Annotated in this window: 17 protein-coding genes and 1 riboswitch; of the genes, 14 read left to right on the top strand and 3 right to left on the bottom strand. The window is 48.7% G+C overall.

The window, feature by feature from the left end; translation table 11 throughout:
* Positions 1-2: 2 nt before the first annotated feature.
* Positions 3-1,694, bottom strand: coding sequence for an Rqc2 family fibronectin-binding protein (locus P401_RS0108625; protein WP_029342115.1), 1,692 nt, complete (start codon positions 1,692-1,694; stop codon positions 3-5).
* 168 nt (positions 1,695-1,862) lie between these two features.
* Here P401_RS0108625 and gmk point away from each other — a divergent pair, with 168 nt between their 5' ends.
* From gmk to P401_RS0108565, 12 genes are all read left to right on the top strand, one after another.
* Positions 1,863-2,480: a guanylate kinase gene (gene gmk / locus P401_RS0108620; protein WP_174316772.1), complete on the top strand. Its 618-nt coding sequence runs from the start codon at positions 1,863-1,865 to the stop codon at positions 2,478-2,480.
* Position 2,481: 1 nt separating this feature from the next.
* On the top strand, positions 2,482-2,685 hold the full coding sequence (gene rpoZ / locus P401_RS0108615; RefSeq protein WP_029342114.1) for a DNA-directed RNA polymerase subunit omega: 204 nt from the start codon (positions 2,482-2,484) through the stop codon (positions 2,683-2,685).
* Positions 2,686-2,741: 56 nt separating this feature from the next.
* Entirely contained in the window at positions 2,742-3,932 is a 1,191-nt protein-coding gene (gene coaBC, locus P401_RS0108610) for a bifunctional phosphopantothenoylcysteine decarboxylase/phosphopantothenate--cysteine ligase CoaBC (RefSeq protein WP_029342113.1), read from the top strand.
* A complete protein-coding gene (gene priA / locus P401_RS0108605) occupies positions 3,929-6,253 on the top strand; it encodes a primosomal protein N' (RefSeq protein WP_029342112.1) in 2,325 nt (774 codons plus the stop codon). The genes coaBC and priA overlap by 4 nt, the downstream gene beginning before the upstream one ends.
* 9 nt (positions 6,254-6,262) lie before the next feature.
* Positions 6,263-7,645 (top strand): methionyl-tRNA formyltransferase, encoded by a 1,383-nt coding sequence (fmt, locus tag P401_RS17680; RefSeq protein ID WP_029342111.1) that lies wholly within the window; start codon positions 6,263-6,265, stop codon positions 7,643-7,645.
* Complete coding sequence (gene rsmB, locus P401_RS0108595; RefSeq protein ID WP_029342110.1) at positions 7,642-8,973, top strand: 16S rRNA (cytosine(967)-C(5))-methyltransferase RsmB; 1,332 nt, start codon at positions 7,642-7,644, stop codon at positions 8,971-8,973. Before fmt ends, rsmB begins: the two co-directional genes overlap by 4 nt.
* 18 nt (positions 8,974-8,991) lie before the next feature.
* Positions 8,992-9,726 (top strand): Stp1/IreP family PP2C-type Ser/Thr phosphatase, encoded by a 735-nt coding sequence (locus P401_RS0108590; RefSeq protein ID WP_029342109.1) that lies wholly within the window; start codon positions 8,992-8,994, stop codon positions 9,724-9,726.
* A 2-nt stretch (positions 9,727-9,728) separates the two neighbouring features.
* Positions 9,729-11,663 carry a Stk1 family PASTA domain-containing Ser/Thr kinase gene (gene pknB, locus P401_RS0108585; RefSeq protein ID WP_029342108.1) on the top strand — a complete coding sequence of 645 codons (1,935 nt, stop codon included), beginning with the start codon at positions 9,729-9,731 and terminating at the stop codon, positions 11,661-11,663.
* A gap of 25 nt (positions 11,664-11,688) precedes the next feature.
* Entirely contained in the window at positions 11,689-12,594 is a 906-nt protein-coding gene (gene rsgA, locus P401_RS0108580; RefSeq protein WP_029342107.1) for a ribosome small subunit-dependent GTPase A, read from the top strand.
* Positions 12,595-12,596: 2 nt separating this feature from the next.
* Positions 12,597-13,253, top strand: coding sequence for a ribulose-phosphate 3-epimerase (rpe, locus tag P401_RS0108575; RefSeq protein ID WP_029342106.1), 657 nt, complete (start codon positions 12,597-12,599; stop codon positions 13,251-13,253).
* A gap of 22 nt (positions 13,254-13,275) precedes the next feature.
* A riboswitch (TPP riboswitch) is annotated at positions 13,276-13,385 on the top strand.
* A gap of 61 nt (positions 13,386-13,446) precedes the next feature.
* Positions 13,447-14,007: an energy-coupled thiamine transporter ThiT gene (gene thiT / locus P401_RS0108570; protein ID WP_029342105.1), complete on the top strand. Its 561-nt coding sequence runs from the start codon at positions 13,447-13,449 to the stop codon at positions 14,005-14,007.
* Position 14,008: 1 nt separating this feature from the next.
* The gene (locus tag P401_RS0108565; protein ID WP_029342104.1) at positions 14,009-14,611 is read left to right on the top strand and encodes a thiamine diphosphokinase; all 603 of its coding nucleotides are present in this window, start codon (positions 14,009-14,011) and stop codon (positions 14,609-14,611) included.
* A 54-nt stretch (positions 14,612-14,665) separates the two neighbouring features.
* Here P401_RS0108565 and P401_RS0108560 read toward each other — a convergent pair whose 3' ends face one another.
* Together P401_RS0108560 and rpmB are read right to left on the bottom strand one after the other, a co-directional pair.
* Positions 14,666-16,069, bottom strand: a complete 1,404-nt coding sequence (locus P401_RS0108560) for an amino acid permease (RefSeq protein ID WP_029342103.1) — start codon at positions 16,067-16,069, stop codon at positions 14,666-14,668.
* 140 nt (positions 16,070-16,209) lie between these two features.
* Positions 16,210-16,398: a 50S ribosomal protein L28 gene (rpmB, locus tag P401_RS0108555; RefSeq protein WP_023468758.1), complete on the bottom strand. Its 189-nt coding sequence runs from the start codon at positions 16,396-16,398 to the stop codon at positions 16,210-16,212.
* 283 nt (positions 16,399-16,681) lie between these two features.
* Between rpmB and P401_RS0108550 the strand changes: the two genes are divergently transcribed.
* Both P401_RS0108550 and P401_RS0108545 read left to right on the top strand, forming a co-directional pair.
* Positions 16,682-17,044 (top strand): Asp23/Gls24 family envelope stress response protein, encoded by a 363-nt coding sequence (locus P401_RS0108550; RefSeq protein ID WP_023468757.1) that lies wholly within the window; start codon positions 16,682-16,684, stop codon positions 17,042-17,044.
* Positions 17,045-17,069: 25 nt separating this feature from the next.
* Positions 17,070-18,743 (top strand): DAK2 domain-containing protein, encoded by a 1,674-nt coding sequence (locus P401_RS0108545; RefSeq protein ID WP_029342102.1) that lies wholly within the window; start codon positions 17,070-17,072, stop codon positions 18,741-18,743.
* Positions 18,744-18,785: the final 42 nt, after the last annotated feature.

Raw genomic sequence — 18,785 nt, 5'->3', positions numbered from 1 at the left:
CGTCATTGACGTAAGGATTGGACGACATCTGGATCAGGTGTGACGTAAAGAGTCGTTTGATCCGTATAGATGACGAATCCGGGTTTTGCACCACTCGGTTTTTTGACATAACGTAGTTCCGTGAAGTCGACCGGGACTTGGCTCGACTCACGTGCTTTCGAGAAATAAGCCGCGACAATCGCTGCTTCCTTCAACGTCGTCTCGTCAGGTGTATCACTTTGAATGATGACGTGCGATCCCGGGATATCCTTCGTGTGTAGCCACGTATCGGACCGTCGACCGAACTTGAACGTCGCGTAATCATTTTGTTTATTGTTCTTTCCGACGAAGAATGGAAGACCAGTCGAAGAACGGTATGCTTCGAGTTGTGGGAGCTGTGGTTTCTTTTTCTTCTTTTGTCGTTCGCGCAGATAACCTTCTTCGACGAGTTCCTCGCGCATTTCCCGAATGTCTTCCGGGGACGCGACGTCGAGCTGTGCAAGCAAACCTTCAAAATATGCAATCTCAGCTTGGTTCTTCTCGAGCTGACGCGCGACTTCGACTTTGGCGGTTTTTAATTTGTTATACCGTTTGTAGTAACGTTGCGCGTTCTCATTCGGTGAAAAGCGAGGGTCGAGCGAAATCGTGATCTCAGCGCCGTCTGGGTCATAGTAATCGACGACTGTCGCTTCCTTCATCCCACGTTCGAGCTGATACAGATAGGTCGTCAGTAATTCCCCTTTATGTTTCCACTCATCCATCCGTAGCGTCGCTTCTAAATCTTTTTCGAGTTTCGAGCGTTTTAGAATATTTTTATCATATTCACTCTTGATGAACCGTTCGAGATCAGCTGCTTGTTGTTTGACGCGATCGCGGTTCGCTTTTTGATGGAAGAAGGCATCGAGGACTTGACCACTCGTCTCGAACATCTTTTCATCGATGATGGATCCTTCCGTTAAGCGGACGGGGGCGAAGCGTTCCTTACCACCCTCCATCCGTTGTAAGACATAAGGACCATCGAGTTCCTTCAGGACATCTTGAAAAGCAGATGCAAGATTTGTCCGGTTGGCAAGACCTGCCCGTGTCACGATCTCTTTTGCGATTTGCGGGGATAGACCACTGAACAGACCAAGTAACTGGCGATCGAGTTTCCCGGCGTTCCAGTCGATCCGGTGAAGCGCCTTTTCGATATCTCCTGTAAGCGGATCAACTTTATCCTGTGCTGGTGGAAGTTGATAAGTCATGCCCGGCATGATCGTCCGGAAGGTATTTTGACTGAGGGGCAAGTGTTTGATCGCATCGAGGATCTTATCTTGTCCATCGGTCAAAATGATGTTCGAGTGACGTCCCATCAACTCGACATAGATTTTTTTCGCTTCCTCATCACCGAGTTCGTTCCGTGACCGGACGCGTAAGACGATGATCCGGTCGCGTTCGAGTTGTTCGATTGATTCGATGAATCCGCCTTCGACATGTTTGCGGAGCATCATGCAGAAGAGTGGGGGTTCACTCGGGTTGCTGACTGCTTCCGACGTAATGTGCATCCGTGCATACATGGCATTCGCAGAGGCGAGCAATAGTACGTTTTTTCGCTCGGCCCGGACCTGGAATACTAAATCCAATGTGTAAGGTTGGTATACCTTGTTGATCCGTCCTCCGACGAGCGGTTGGAGTTCTTCGACGACACGTGTCGTCATCAATCCGTCAAAAGCCATACGATTACCTTCTTTCTTGATTTCGTTCTCACTTTCTAAAGGTAACAGAAATGGCATCGTTATGGTATGATAAAGCAGTCGAGCTAAAAAAGATGACTTGCGAACTTCCCGTCTCTACTGCTAATATGAAACAATGTGAAGTTTGTGAGATGGAGGGGTTTTGAAGTGATTTTCAAAGAGCGTGGCTTATTACTCGTATTATCTGGTCCAAGTGGTGTCGGAAAGGGAACGGTCTGTCGTGCCTTGCGCGAAGATCAGGATAATGATCTGCATTACTCGGTATCCTGTACGACGCGCCAACCGCGCGAAGGAGAAGTAGATGGTGTTCACTATTTCTTTAAATCGCGTGAAGAATTCGAAGAGATGATTGCGAACAATCAACTCTTGGAATATGCTGAATTCGTAGGGAATTATTATGGAACACCTGTCGAGTGGGTGAACCAGATCCTAGATGAAGGAAAAGATGTCATTCTCGAAATCGAAGTTCAAGGGGCCATGCAGGTCAAAGAACATTTTCCGGAAGCTGTCTTCTTATTCCTTGCACCTCCAAGCCTCCAAGAATTGCGGAACCGCCTCGTAGGGCGTGGAACGGAATCGGAGGAAGTCATCAAGCAACGTCTTCTCGTCGCTAAGGAAGAGATCGAGATGATGGATGCGTATGACTATGTCGTGACGAACGACGAAATTCATAAAGCCTGTGATCGAATTCAAGCGATCGTCACAGCGGAACATTGCAGTCGGGAACGTGTCGCGTCCCTATATAAAAAAGCCATGGAGGTTAAGTGATATGTTATATCCATCAGTTGATAAGCTTCAAAAGAAAGTACCGTCGAAATATACGATCGTTACAGTTGCCGCTAAGCGTGCACGTCAAATCCAAGACGGGAAACGCGTGAAAGTCACGAACCCAAAATCGCATAAACCGGTCGGGAAAGCTTTAGAAGAGCTTTATTTCGAAGAAGTATCCGTCACGAACCAACCGCAAGACTAATTTTGAAGCAGCCACTTGTCATCGTGGCTGTTTTTTTCAATAAGGAGGACACCTACATGTTAACCAACCGAAACATTCTACTGTGTGTCGGCGGTGGAATCGCTTCCTATAAATCAGCAGCACTCGCTTCAAAACTCGTTCAAGCAGGGGCACACGTCCAAGTTGCAATGACGCGTAATGCACAACAATTCGTCGGTAAGACGACGTTTGAAGCACTGACGCGAAAAGCGGTCTATGATGATGTCTTCATCGAGCATGATCCGTCAAAGATCGCCCATATCGATTTAGCGGACGAAGCGGACTTAATCGTCGTCGCACCAGCGACAGCGAACTTGATCGCAAAACTCGCACACGGGATCGCAGATGACTTCATTACGACAACGATCCTCGCCGCGACGTGTCCCGTCATCGTCGCACCGGCGATGAATGTCAACATGCTCGAACATCCGGCGACAGTCCGCAATATCGAACAACTCAAGCAGGATGGTGTCCAGGTGATTGCACCGGGAGTCGGAAATCTCGCATGTGGTTGGGTCGGGAAAGGTCGTTTACCTGAACCGGAAGACTTAGTCGCAACACTCTCAACGTTCTTTGAAGATAAGTATTTAGCCGGGCGAAAAGTCTTGATCAGTGCAGGTCCGACAGTTGAACGGATTGATCCGGTCCGTTACTTGACGAATGACTCTTCAGGAAAGACGGGAATTGCACTTGCGGAAGCAGCGAGAGACGCAGGAGCAGATGTCACGCTCGTCCATGGACCCCTTCGGATCGGATTACCGACCGGCATATCGACGATTGCCGTTGAGTCGGGAGAAGAGATGCTCGAAGCCATGTTACGTGATTATGAGACGCAAGACATCGTCATCATGTCCGCTGCCGTAGCTGACTATCGACCGTCTGTCCAGTACGATCAGAAGCAAAAGAAAATTCACGGACCATTGCGGATTGAACTCGAGGAGACGACGGATATTCTGAAGACGCTCGGTGAGCAGAAACAACACCAACTATTAGTCGGATTTGCAGCGGAGACGACGGATGTCGAGACGTTCGCGAAACAGAAACTCATCCGAAAGAAGGCGGATTTCATCGTCGCGAATGATGTCTCTCGTTCTGACATCGGATTTGTCAGCGACGAAAACGAGGTTGTCGTCTTCGGGAAGAATGATTCCGTCACGCGATACGATCAACAATTGAAATCGACGCTCGCTAAATCGCTCATGCGCCAATTTGCGGAGGCATTGGCATGATAGCCGAAGTCATCGTCGATGTCGCAGCGGCCACCGTTGATCGTCCGTTTGATTACGCCGTGCCGAAACTCTGGCAAGAGTTGATCGTTCCCGGGATGCGCGTCGAGGTACCATTCGGTCCACGGGCGTTGCTTGGAATCGTCGTTGGAACAAAAGCTACGTCTGATCTGACGAACGTCAAATCAATCGTTCGTGTTCTCGATGAGACCCCGACCTATACGGAAGAATTACTCGAGTTGTCGGCGTATTTATCAGAAACGACCTTGTGTTTTCAGGCGACGGCGTTGCTTGCGATGCTGCCGGCTGCCTTAAAGGTGAGTTATGATAAACTGGTCATAGTCGAGTCGGGCCCACTTCGGGCATATCATGGTAAGAAAATGAGTCAATTACCAACGGAAGTCCAACAAGTCATTTTAACAGCGGCGAAACAAGCTGATGTGACGCTTCAACCGGTCATTCGCGAGAAAAAGACGTCTAAAACCGATAAACGGATTCGTCTCCTCGAGGAGCAAGCAACCTTTACAAAACAAGCGAGCCAACAAGCGGCACTTTATGCGTATATCCAAGAATTTCCGAATGCGTTGTGGAGTGAAATCAAGCAGGCGACGGGCGCAACGAGCGCGACGTTGAACGCCCTCGATAAAAAGGGCATCGTTCAAGTCGAGACGATCGATGTGCGGCGAAATCCTTACGAGCATCTCGTCCAAGATATCTTTGTGCCGTCTTCTTTGACGGAAAAGCAACAGGAAGCCGTCTCGGCGATCACGGCTGAAGCGGAGACCGGAACGTTCTTGTTACATGGCGTAACAGGAAGTGGTAAGACGGAAGTCTATCTTGAATCGATTCATGCACAACTCGAACGCGGTAGACAAGCGATCTTGCTCGTTCCTGAAATCAGTCTGACGCCGATGATGGTCAAACGCTTCAAACGTCGTTTCGGAGAACGGGTCGCTGTCTTGCATAGCGGTCTATCGCTTGGAGAAAAGTATGATGAGTGGCGCAAAATCGCCCAAGGCGAGGTTGATGTCGTTGTCGGTGCACGGTCCGCCGTGTTTGCGCCGCTGACGAATATCGGAATCATTATTCTCGATGAAGAACATGAAACAACCTATAAACAAGAAGAGAATCCGCGTTATCATACGCGCGATGTCGCGAAGTGGCGGGCGGCTTATCATCGTTGTCCCGTCGTGCTCGGAAGTGCAACACCGTTACTCGAAACGTATGCGCGGGCACAAAAAGGGGTTTATCATTACTTACCGCTTCGTGAACGATTTGGTGGGGAATTACCGCCTGTCGACATCGTTGATATGCGTAAAGAGCTTGAAAGAGGCAATCGTACTCCGTTCAGTCTTGCACTCATCGAAGGCATCAAAGAACGAATCGAGCGCGGCGAACAGACGGTCTTGCTTTTGAACCGTCGTGGGTACACGACATTCGTCTTATGTCGGGATTGCGGTGAGACGTTGCAATGTCCACATTGTGCCGTTAATTTAACGTATCATCAGCACGAAGATCGCTTGAAGTGCCACTATTGTGGATTCGAGGCAGCGATGCCGAAAACTTGTCCGTCCTGTGAATCTACGAAGATTCGTCAGTTCGGAACGGGGACGCAAAAGATCGAGGAAGAGTTGGCGCATTTGATTCCGGAAGCGCGCATTATCCGGATGGATCAGGATACGACGTCTCGTAAAGGTGCACATGAGAAGTTACTCGATGCCTTCGAGCGTAAGGAAGGGAACATTCTTCTCGGGACACAGATGATCGCCAAAGGTCTCGACTTTCCAAATGTCACGCTCGTAGGGGTGCTCGCTGCCGATGCGACGCTCGGTATTCCGGATTTTCGGGCAAGTGAGCGAACGTTCCAGTTGATCACGCAAGTGTCGGGTCGTGCCGGGCGGGGGCAACTCGCCGGACAGTCGATCATCCAGACCTATAATCCGGAGCACTACGTCATTCAGACGGCAAAACAGCATGATTTCGAAACGTTCTATAAGCGCGAGATGCAGTTGCGCAAACTCGGGGGACACCCTCCATTCTGGTTCCTTGGTTTAATCACGGTCTCAGCGACACATCCACTCGAAGCACAAGCAGAAGCGCAACAGATTGCTTCCGAGCTGCGGGCTTTCGAGTCAGAGGACTTAGTCGTCAATGGACCGTTCGATGCGCCACTTGCTCGACTGAAGAATATGTACCGACAACAGGTCTTAATTAAACATAAAGGGCAGGAAGATGTCCGGACACATCTCCGTGATATCTTAGCCCGTCGTCAAAAGTCAAAAACACAAGTCGCGATCGACTTGAATCCATTTGTATTCATGTGAGGTGTCTGTATGTATAAAGTAGTAGAAGTACCTAATGACGTATTACGACAGGTGTGTGAACCTGTCACGAAGTTCGATAAAAAACTTGGTAAGATGATCGACCGGATGTTCGATACGATGTATGAATATGATGGTGTCGGCTTAGCGGCACCGCAAATCAATCAACCGATCCGTGTAGCGGTCGTCCATACGGATGATGAGACAGGACCGATTGAGCTGATCAATCCGGAAATCATCGAAGCCGATGGTTCACAGATTGATGACGAAGGATGTCTCAGCATGCCAGGTGTTTTCGGACCGGTCGAACGGTTCGACCGCATCGTCGTCAAGTCGCAAGATCGTCTTGGACGGACGGTCAAAATCAAAGCAAACGGCTTTTTTGCACGTGCGATCCAGCACGAGATGGATCATTTAGACGGTGTCCTGTTCACGGATAAACTCGTCGAGCAAGAAAAGCCGCGCGTCGTCTTCATGGGGACGCCTGAATTTGCGGCAGGAACGCTACGTGAAGTCATCGATGCCGGGTATGACGTCGTCGGTGTCGTCTCACAACCAGATAAGCCGGTCGGACGAAAACGAGAAGTCAAACCGACACCAGTGAAACTCGTCGCGATGGAACACGATATTCCCGTGTTGCAACCGAAACGGATTCGTGAAGACTATCAGGACGTCCTTGATTTAAAACCAGATCTTATTATCACGGCAGCTTACGGTCAGATTGTACCGACAGCTATTTTGGAAGCACCACGTTTTGGGGCAATCAATGTCCATGCGTCACTCTTACCGAAATATCGTGGCGGTGCCCCGATTCATCAAGCAATCATTGATGGCGAAAAAGAGACGGGCGTGACGATCATGTATATGGTCGATCGACTTGACGCCGGTGATATGTTGTCAAAAATCATCGTTCCGATCGAAGAGAACGATACAGTCGGAACGATGTTCGAAAAATTAGCGGACGCAGGAGCGCGGCTGTTGCTTGAAACGTTGCCGCGTCTGTTAGCAGGTGAATTGACACCGGAAGCGCAAGTCGAGGCAGAAGCGACGTTTGCGCCGAATATCTCACGGGAACGGGAACGGCTTGATTTTACGTTACCGGGTGAGACACTCTATGATCAAATCCGAGGAATGAATCCTTTCCCGAGTACGTATACGATGCTTGGAAATGATCGTTTAAAAGTCTTTTTCGCAACGAAAGTCAAAGGAACGGGACGACCGGGTGAAATCATCGCTTTAGAAGCAGATGGTCCCGTCATCGCAACGGGTTCTGAAACAGCGTTGAAGCTGATCGACTTACAACCGTCCGGTAAAAAACGAATGGATGGTGCCACGTTCATGCGCGGGATCGGTCAATCGCTTGAACTCGGACAACAAGTAGGTGAGAACGCATGAATGTACGCGACGCAGCAGTAACGACACTGATGAAAATCGGTCAAGGTGGTGCCTTCTCGACAATCACCGTTCACCAGATGCTTGAAAAGCGTGCTATCTCAGCGTCAGATGTCGGTTTGTTCACGGAACTCGTCTACGGGACACTTAGTCGTGAGTTGACGCTTGATTACATTTTGGAGCCATATTTAGCAAAACAGAAAAAACTTGATCCGTTCATGCGTCCGTTGTTACGGATGAGTGTGTATCAGTTGTTTTATCTTGATCGTGTACCGGATCATGCCGTCATCCATGAAGCTGTTGAGATTGCTAAAAAACGTGGAAAAGTCCATGTCTCGAAAGTCGTCAACGGAGTGCTCCGGAATGTATTACGGGCGGGAATGCCTCATTTCGCTGAGATTGAGCCTGTTGCAAAACGGATCAGTATCGAAACGAGTCACCCGCAGTGGCTCGTCGAACGCTGGCTTGAACTGTTTGGTCCGGAAGAAACGCTTCAGATCTGTCAATTGAATAACACGCCTGCACCGGTCACGGTTCGTATCAATCGGACGAAGACGACGCGAGAGGAAGCGATCGAGCTTCTACTCGACCAAGGTGTGACGGCAAAACCATCTACGGTAGCGCCAGACGGTCTCGAAATCGAACGAGGAAGCGTTCAAAAAACCGATTTGATCAATCGCGGATACCTATCTTTGCAGGATGAGAGCTCGATGCTTGTCGCTCGTGCACTTGGTGCAGAAGCATCTGATCATGTACTCGACAGCTGTGCTGCACCTGGTGGGAAAGCGATGCACATTGCTGAAGGTTTGACGACGGGTACACTACAGGCACTTGATCTTCATCCACATAAGATTAAACTGATTGAACAGCAAGCGACACGATTAGGTCTTACGACTGTTCAAGCAGAAGCGTTAGATGCACGTAAAGCAGGGGAACGCTTTGAAGTAGAATCTTTTGATCGAATTCTTGTTGACGCACCTTGTTCAGGACTCGGTGTCATTCGGAGAAAACCAGATATCAAATGGACGAAACGTCCGGAACAGCTCGAGCAACTGCCGAAAATCCAACGAGATATTCTGACAGCTGTCTTACCACTCGTTAAAAAGGGTGGAACCTTCGTCTATTCGACTTGTACGATTGATCCGACAGAAAACGAGGAGCAGACAGCGTTCATTCTCGATCAAGGGTTCGATTTTGACACATCCTTCGCGGCACGCATGCCAGAATCCGTGCGACATCTGATCGGGGATCGAGCAGAACTCAAGTTGTTACCGACGACAGTTGGAACGGACGGCTTCTATATTGCCGCGTTTAAAAAACGAGAAGATTGACACGAACGGAGGACTGTCATGGAGTTAGCTCACCTTTCGACTACTGGGAAAGTCAGGACTAAAAATGAGGATACGGTATTACTCGTCGGGAACGCCGAACGTGGTCTTGCCGTCGTTGCGGATGGTATGGGAGGTCATGCTGCTGGCGATATCGCAAGTGCGATCGTTCGCGAGGTATTTGAAGCATCCTTTTCACTCATGCCAAATCGTCCGATGGAATTGTCTGAATGGATAGAACAACGTGTAGCCGAGGCGAATGCCCGGATTCTTCAGTTTTCAAAAGAAGAGCAACTTGCGATCGTCGGAACGACCATTGCCTGTGTCTGCTGGGTCGAGGATTTGCTCGTCATCGGTCATGTTGGAGATAGTAGAGTCTATGCCCTTGAAGGTACGGCGTTAAAACAATTGACGGACGATCATTCTTACGTCAACATGTTACGACAAATGGGGGAGCTTTCGGATGAGGAAGTCGAAAATCATCCACGTAAGAATGTCATCACACGGTCGGTCGGCTCGAACGAAACGGTCGAAGTCGACATTCAAGTCAGAGATGCTCCAGACTATGACCTCGTCCTCGTTTGTAGTGACGGATTGACCGATGAAGTACCAGATGATGTCATCGAACAGATCATCTTACAGGATGAGCCGCTTGATGAGATTGTCGGACGATTGGTGAAAGAAGCGAACGCTCGAGGAGGCGCGGATAATATTACGATTGCCGCCATCCGGTTCAAAGAAAGAAAGAGGGTCTGAATATGCGATACGGAGATCGATTAAATGACCGCTACCGCATAGAACGGCTAGTTGGAAGTGGCGGGATGGCGAATGTCTATCAAGCCTATGATGAGATTTTAAAGCGTCATGTTGCCATTAAGATTTTACGAACTGAATTTTCGCATGACGAACAATTCATTCGTCGATTCGAACGTGAAGCACATGCTGCTACCAGCTTGAATCATCCAAACATCGTTGCCGTCTATGATGTAGGCGAAGAAGATGCCATCTATTACATCGTCATGGAGTATATCGATGGTATGACATTAAAAACATTTTGTGAAAATCAAGCATTACCTGTGCCGCAGGCAGTTGATATCATCGCTCAAATTTGTGATGCAATCGATCACGCCCATGCACACCGGATTATCCATCGCGATATTAAACCGCAAAACATGTTGATTCGAGAAGATGGTACCGTCAAAGTAACGGATTTCGGAATTGCTGTGGCGATGTCGAATGCGACGCTGACGCATACGATGTCCGTTCTTGGGTCCGTGCATTACTTTTCACCGGAACAAGCAAAAGGTAAATTTGCGGATGAGAAGTCGGATATCTATTCACTTGGTGCTGTCTTATACGAACTTGTTACAGGACAAGTGCCGTTCGAAGGGGATTCACCGGTCGCGATTGCGCTGAAGCATCTGCAAGATACACCGCGTCGCCCATCCGTCTTGAATCCGAAAGTGCCACAAGCGCTTGAGAACTGTATCATGCAGGCGCTCGCGAAAGCACCGCATGACCGCCAACAGTCCGTCGCAGCCTTTAAGGCAGATATGGTGACGGCGTTGTCTGACGAACGGGCAAGTGAAGGCATTCGAGGTGCAGAAGAGGATGAGATGGAAAAGACGATGGTCTTGTCACCCGTCCAAGTGCCAGAAGAATCAAAAGCGGAACCAGAATCACCCGCCGTCACGACTGTTCAACCGAAAACACCGGAAAAGAAAAAGAAAAAACGCTGGTGGATCGTTCTCTTATTGCTCGTTTTACTCGGTGGAGCGGCTACGACGTTTGCGATGTGGCCGGATCCAACGGTCACCGTACCATCTGTCGTCAAGACAGATGGAGACGATGCGGAAACGAAGCTTGAGAAACTTGGATTCGTCGTCGAGACGACAGAACGAAATAGCGATACAGTCGATGAAGGCGATGTCATTAGTCAGACACCGCGTGAAAATGCACAAGTCAAAAAGGGTTCGACGGTCAACTTGGTCGTCTCTACAGGTAGTGCTCCGGTCGAAGTACCAGATGTGACAGATGACGCTGAAAAAGAGGCGATTGCAACATTAAAAGAGGCTGGATTCGCAAAAGTCGAGGTCGAACGTGAAAAGTCGGATGAAATTGCGCGAGGTAATGTTATCCGGCAATCGATCTCTGCTGGAACGGAAGTGATTGCAAAAGAACAGACGATTACGATCACTGTCTCGGAAGGAACGTCATCCTTTGAATTGAAAGACTTGACGAACTTATCGAGTGATGAAGCGAAAGCGTATCTCGATGAAATGGGTCTCGACGGTACGTTTGAACAAGAATTCTCGAGTGATGTCAAGCTCGATCAAGTCATCCGTCAATTCCCACAAGCAGGGGCACAAGTCGAACCAAACGACTCTGTGACCGTCTTCATCTCAAAAGGTGAGGAAGAAAAAACGGTGACGGCAACGTTCCCTGAAAAGGTCGTCTATGATGCGGTCAGCGAGAACGAGGACGAGGAACCACCGAAACAAGTCATACGGATTGAGACGGAAGACGCGAAAGGGAAGCGGACCGTCATCGAGGAATCGATTGATCAAGATGAGACATTCGACGTGCCGGTGACGATTGATCCAGGAGAAGAAGGAAAAATTACGATCTATAAAGACGATACGGTGTATCGTTCAAAAACCATCACGTACAATCAAGCAAAAGACGCACAATGAATGTGATGAAAAAGGAGTGCATAGGATGACGGAACAACGCATCGAAGAGAATCGAGAAGGAACGATCATACGTCTGCAGGGTGGCTTTTATGATGTCATGACACCAGAAGGAGAGGTCCGTTCACGGGCAAGAGGGAATTTCCGAAAACGCGGCATCAGTCCAGTCGTCGGAGACGAGGTCGTTCTTCATATCGAAAGTGAGACAGGATATATTCTCGAAGTGAAGGAGCGGGACAACTTTTTAGTACGCCCTCCAGTCGCGAATATCGACCAGGCATTGCTCGTCGTCTCGGCGGCAGAACCTGATTTTTCAGCGCACTTGCTCGACCGATTTCTCGTTTTGATCGAAGCGAAGGAAATTCAACCCGTCATCCTATTGACGAAGATGGATTTGCTGGACGATGTCAAAGGACCGGCTGTCCGAGAGGCGATTGCCGCTTACCGGAAGATTGGGTATACGGTCATCGAGACATCAAGTGAGACGTTGGCAGGTATTGAGCAAGTCCGTCCGTTACTTGCTGGAAAAACAAGCGTTCTCGCCGGACAATCCGGTGTCGGGAAAAGTTCATTGCTCAATGCACTGGAGCCCTCTCTTGATTTAGAAACAAGTGCCATCTCGAAATCACTCGGACGCGGACGTCATACGACTCGCCACGTCACATTGATGCCGCTTGCCGAAGGATTGATTGCCGATACGCCAGGTTTCTCGAACCTCGATTTTCCGTATGATATGGAAATCGAGGATGTACGGTGGAGTTTCCCTGAATTCGTGGCTGTACAAGATGATTGCAAATACCGAGGTTGCTTGCATTTGAATGAACCCGGTTGTGCCGTCAAGGAAGCCGTCGAAGCCCAAGAAATCATGTCCTCTCGTTATGAGAACTATGGTATGTTTATAGACGAAATCAAGAATCGAGCCCGGAGGTATTAAAGATGATTAAAATTGCACCATCTATTTTATCAGCAGATTTTGCGAATCTCGAACGCGATGTTAAAGCAGTCGAAGCAGCAGGCGCGGACTATATCCATTTTGATGTCATGGACGGTCAGTTCGTACCGAACATCTCATTTGGATTACCTGTGCTTAGCAGCTTACGTCAAAAGACGGATATGATTCTCGATGTCCATTTGATGATCGACCAGCCAGAACGTTTCGTCGAGGATTTCGTCAAAGCAGGGGCGGACATCGTGACGTTCCACGTCGAAGCGACGAATCATGTCCATCGTGTCTTGCAACAAATCAAAGCAGCGGGCGCAAAGGCAGGGGTCGTCTTGAATCCCCATACGCCATTATCAACGATTGAACACGTCCTTGAGGATGTCGATATGGTTTTATTGATGACGGTCAATCCGGGCTTCGGTGGACAAGCCTTTATCGAGCGTGTCATGCCGAAACTCGCAGCACTCGCGCAAATGAAAGCAGATCGTGGTCTGACATTTGAAATCGAGATTGACGGTGGCGTCAATCCGGAAACGGCAAAGCTTTGCATCGATAACGGTGCGAACGTTCTCGTCGCAGGATCAGCAATCTACAATGCACCAGATTATGCGGAAGCGATCACTAGCATTCGTCAAGGGGCTGCCGTATAATAAGAACGAGAAAACGAAATATGATGACCGCAAGGGGTGTCGCTTGAAAAGCGGCTGAGAGGAGTCTTTTAGACTTTAACCCTTCGAACCTGTTCCGTTCAAACGGACGTAGGGATGTGGCGCACGCAGGCAGTACGGCGTTCGTCGTACTGCCTTTTTGCGTCCTCTCGTACAATGAAGGAGGAAAAACAGCATGAAACGGTTACAAATGATGATGGAAATTGCCATCTTCGCCAGTCTCGGAGTCGTCTTTGATTTACTGATTCCATTCAAAATGCCACAAGGAGGCTCAATCAGCTTAGCGATGCTACCGATCTTCGTCATGGCATTTCGCCACGGTGTCGTCGGAGGGGTCGTCACGGGAGCGCTTGTCGGTACGATTCAATTGATGTTCGCTCCACAAGTTTTGACGATCGTTCAACCGATGCTTGACTATACGATTGCGTATGGTGTCGTCGGATTAAGTGGTCTGTTCGCGCGTCAAGTCAGACTAGCCGCGCGCAATGGACAAAAGAAAAGCTTGATGGCGTTCGTTCTCCTTGCGACGTTATTAGGCGCAGGACTCCGTTATATCTGTCATGTCATCAGTGGAATCGTCTTTTTTGCCGAGTATGCAAAAGGTCCAGTCGTGGAGTACTCTTTTGTCTATAACGCAACGTATATGGTTCCTTCGTACATCTTATGTGGAATCGTAGCAGGAATTCTATTTACGACTGCGCCACGCTTACTCCGTTATTCGGCACGAGGCGTCTGAGATGCGGGCGATTCTCGTCTGTGCCGGTCCGCGAGAAGAAGCGCCGGATTTACGGACGTTTTGTCAGCCAGGTGACTTTATCGTCGGTGTCGACGGTGGTGTTCAGACGATTGAATCGTTTGGGCTGACATGCGACCTGACGATTGGTGATTTTGATTCGCTTGGTTATGTACCAGAAGGGGCAATCGTTCATCCGGCCGAGAAAGATGAAACGGATCTCGAACTGGCACTTCGTACAGTCTCAGAGAAGAAACAGTTTGAGGATACCTTCATTATCGGGGCGACAGGTGGGCGGCTCGACATGACCGTCCAAAATGTCTATTTGTTGAAGCGATACCCAGAGGCACGACTCGTGACGAAACGAGAAGAGGTACGATACTTGGCTGAGGGAACGTATGCAGTCGAAGCAGGGAGCTATCATTATCTTTCGTTCATTCCACTCGTACCGTCGACTTTAAGCTTATCCGGAGTCAAATATCCACTTGATGCACATCCAGTACCGGTCGGAGGTTCCTTGACCGTCAGTAATGAATGGTGTGCGTCAGAAGCGAAGGTAGAGCTCCATCAAGGAGAACTATTGATGATGCGGACGCTTAAGGAATAGCACAATCATAGGAAAGAGGCCGTGGATGACTCCGCGGCCTCTTTTTAGATGAAATTATTCTTCGAGTTGAGAAGGGGCGACACGGATGTCGCTTTGAGCGGATAGATGTTTTCCTTTGACGAAGAGATGATAACTTCCCCACATGACAAGGAAGAAAGGAACACCGATGTATAGAGCGATTCGTTGATCCGCTTGAAACGCAAGACTGACGAGGACGACGACGTTAAGTGTCAACGAAATCAGTGGTAACACCGGATAGAGTGGTGTCTTGAATTTCAGTTCGGATACATCGTGTCCGTTTCGGACGAACTGACGACGAAATGCAAGCTGAGAAGCAGAGATTGAAATCCAGCCGACTTGAGCCCCGAGTCCGGCTAAGGACAAGAGCCAAATGAAGACGGTATCTTCTGCGAAAAATGCGGTCAGAAGCGATAACATCGCGAACATCATCGTAAAGAGCAACGCCCGCATCGGCACACCATGTGCATTGACGTAAGATAATTTCTTTGAAATCATCCCTTCTTGCGCCATTGCCCATAACATCCGAGTCGCCGCATATAATCCGGAGTTTCCGACGGACAATAGTGCCGTCAAGACGACGATGTTCATCAAATCAGCAGCGTACGGAATACCGATCGCATCAAAGACCATGATGAACGGACTGCTGACTCCGCCAGCTGTTTCATACGGAATTAATGCACCAACGATCGTAATCGATAAGACGAAGAAGATGAACGTCCGCCAGACTGTATTGCGGATGGCTTTTGGAATCGATTTTTCTGGCGTGTCGGACTCCCCAGCCGCAACACCGATCAATTCCGTTCCTTGGAAGGCGAAGTTGACAGCAATCATCGTCGTCAAGACGCCAAGAATCCCGTTTGGAAACCAACCGCTTGCCGTAAAGTTCGCGAATAACGAGGTTGGACGATCTGCTTCCATCGGTAACCAGCCGAACCAAGCAGCGCCACCTAGAATGATGAAGAAAAGGATCGCGAGGACCTTCAAACTCGAGAACCAGAATTCGGCTTCACCGAATGCTTTGGCTGAGACGGCATTCAGACCGAACAGTAAGACCGTAAAGACGGTACACCAGACGACGACGGGTACATTCGGAAACCAGCGGTCCATCAAACTGCCAGCTGCCGTGATTTCGAGTGCGACCGTCACGGCCCAGCCGAGCCAATAAATCCAACCGACGGCAAAGCCAATTCCTGGTCCAATGAAGCGGGTCGTATAGGTCTGGAAGGACCCCGAGACCGGCATATAGACCGCTAATTCCCCTAGACATAACATCGTCAGATACATGATGGTCCCACCCACGATGTAACTGAGGACCGCCCCGAGAGGTCCTGCTTGTGAAATCGTTAATCCTGACCCTAAAAATAAGCCTGTCCCGATGATTCCCCCGAGTGAGATCATGAACAGGTGTCGACTCGTCATCTCTCGTTTGAGTTGCATGATGACTTCCCCCAATTCTGACAAAATAAAGTACGTTCCTATTGTAAGCGTTTTCAATAAAAGCGACAATTAGTTTATGAGAAAAATAAATGAGGGTATAAAAAAACCGGAAGGGAAGATTCCCATCCGGTGGTTGCGCCTTATACGCGTTCGACTTTACCTGATTTAAGAGCTCGAGCTGAAACCCAAACCTTTTTCGGCTTACCGTCGACGAGGATACGTACTTTTTGTACGTTGACTCCCCAAGTACGTTTTGTTTTGTTCAATGCGTGTGAACGGTTGTTACCCGACTTTGGCGATTTCCCAGTAACGTAGCATTTACGTGCCATGCGTTCCGCCTCCTTTTATGTTGTTTTGCGTTCGTCCTAATAGACACTTTGCTATCTTAGCATGGTGTCAGGGCGGTTGCAACATAAAAAAAGTAGCTGACAAGAAAAAAACTTGACAGACAACCTCGAAATTTAAAATAATGGATGAGGATGATGGTAAAAGTTCATTTGACCGCTACTATTTTTCACTTATTCATTGTATAGTCAGTACGGCGACTTTTCAATAGTAGGTCCTTATAGTAGAATTATGAGAAGAATACAATATTCAAAGGGGGCTACTCAGGTGGCGATCGAGATGAAAACGACCTATGGAAAGATTGATGTAGATAATGATGTCGTTGCGCAACTTGCGGGCGGCGCAGCAATGGAATGTTTTGGTGTCGTTGGTATGGCATCCCAGTCTCAAATCAAGGATGGTCTTGCAGAACTCTTAAAACGCGAGAACTTTGCACGCGGTGTCATCGTTCGACAGGCTTCAGAGCAGGTCCATATCGATATGCATATCATCGTAAGTTATGGAACGAAAATCTCAGAGGTGGCGAATAACGTACAGAGTCGCGTGAAATACACGCTCAGTCAGGCACTAGGTCTTGACGTGACATCTGTGAACATCTTTGTCCAAGGAGTCCGCTTGACGAATGTCTAAGGCGGGAATAGAGGAGGAAACTTTAGTGAGTGTAGATCGTTTAACAGGAGCGCAGTTAGTCAAGATGATTCAAAATGGCGCGGCGAATCTCTATCAAAACGCAGATTTCGTCGATTCATTGAACGTCTTCCCTGTGCCAGATGGTGATACGGGAACGAACATGAATTTGACGATGACTTCAGGTGCAAAAGAAGCAGGTAAATCAACTTCGGATTCTGTATCGGAAGTCGCGAACGTCTTCGCACGTGGATTATTGATGGGAGCACGCGGAAACTCTGGCGTCATCTTAAGCCAATTGTTCCGTGGATTCTCGAAATCAATCGAAGGTAAGACAACGATTGATACGAAGGAATTCGCAGATGCGTTGCAAAAAGGTGTCGATACAGCATACAAAGCAGTCATGAAACCGGTCGAAGGAACAATCTTGACGGTTGCCCGTGAAACAGCTGTCGCTGCTATCGCACAATCTGAGACGACGACGGATTTCTTAGAGTTGATGCGTCAACTCGTCGAAGCGTCGAAAGTATCGCTCGACGGTACACCAGAACTTCTTCCGGTATTAAAAGAAGTAGGCGTCGTTGACTCTGGTGGTCAAGGTCTCGTCTGTATCTATGAAGGATTTCTCGCAACGCTCGAAGGAAAAGAACTCGACAAGCCGCATGCGCCTGTCATGGAAGCACTCGTCGAAGCAGAGCATCACAAAACGGCTCAAAGCTTCATGTCGACGGAGGAAATCCATTACGGTTACTGCACGGAAATCATGGTTCGTTTCCAGGATGACAAACTTGCGAATGCACCGTTCAGCGAAGAAGACTTCCGTAACGAATTAGCGGAATTCGGTGATTCGTTGCTTGTCGTCGCGGATGAAGAACTCCTTAAAGTTCACGTCCACGTCGAAACACCAGGAGAAGTCATCACAAAAGGACAACGTTTCGGTGAACTCGTCGCTGTTAAGATTGAAAACATGCGTCAACAACACTCAACAATCCTTGAAGAAGAAGGCGCGAACCAAGTCACTCCAGTTGCTGCACCGAAGGCAAAAGCGAAAGCAGCCCTCGTGACAGTCGCAATGGGTGAAGGAATCAGTGAACTCTTCAAATCACTCGGTGTCAGTGTCGTCATCGAAGGCGGACAAACGATGAACCCATCAACGGAAGATATCGTTAAGGCGATCGAGGATGCACACGCGGAACACGTTTATGTCTACCCGAACAACTCGAACATCATCATGGCGGCTGAACAAGCAGCATCTGTCGCGAATTGTGGTGTGACGGTCGTGAAATCAAAAACAGTCCCACAAGGTTTAGCAGCAACAATCGTTTATAATCCGGAAGCGACTGTCGAAGAGAACGAAGCGCATATGGCGGATGCGATTGCAGCTGTTAAGTCGGGTCAAGTCACATATGCTGTACGTGATACGAACATCGATGGTGTTGAAATCAAGAAGGACGACCATATGGCGATTGCTGAAAAACAAATCGTCGCTACAGACGGATCAAGTCTTGGTGCTGTCAAGAAACTCGTCGATACACTCGTCACGGAAGATGATGAGATCATCACGGTTCTTTACGGTGAAGGCGTCTCAACAGAAGAAGTTGACGCACTCGTCGCGTACATCGAATCGGTTAATCCGGATGCTGAAGTGGAAGTCCACGACGGTAAACAACCACTTTATTCGTACATTTTAAGCGTCGAATAAAACCATCATACTGAAAAGGGCGACTAGCCTTTTCACGAATCC

Source organism: Exiguobacterium acetylicum DSM 20416, assembly GCF_000702605.1.
Taxonomy (GTDB): domain Bacteria; phylum Bacillota; class Bacilli; order Exiguobacteriales; family Exiguobacteriaceae; genus Exiguobacterium_A; species Exiguobacterium_A acetylicum.
The sequence above is the reverse complement of the archived record's forward strand: the minus strand, read 5'-3'. Positions and strand labels throughout refer to the sequence as shown.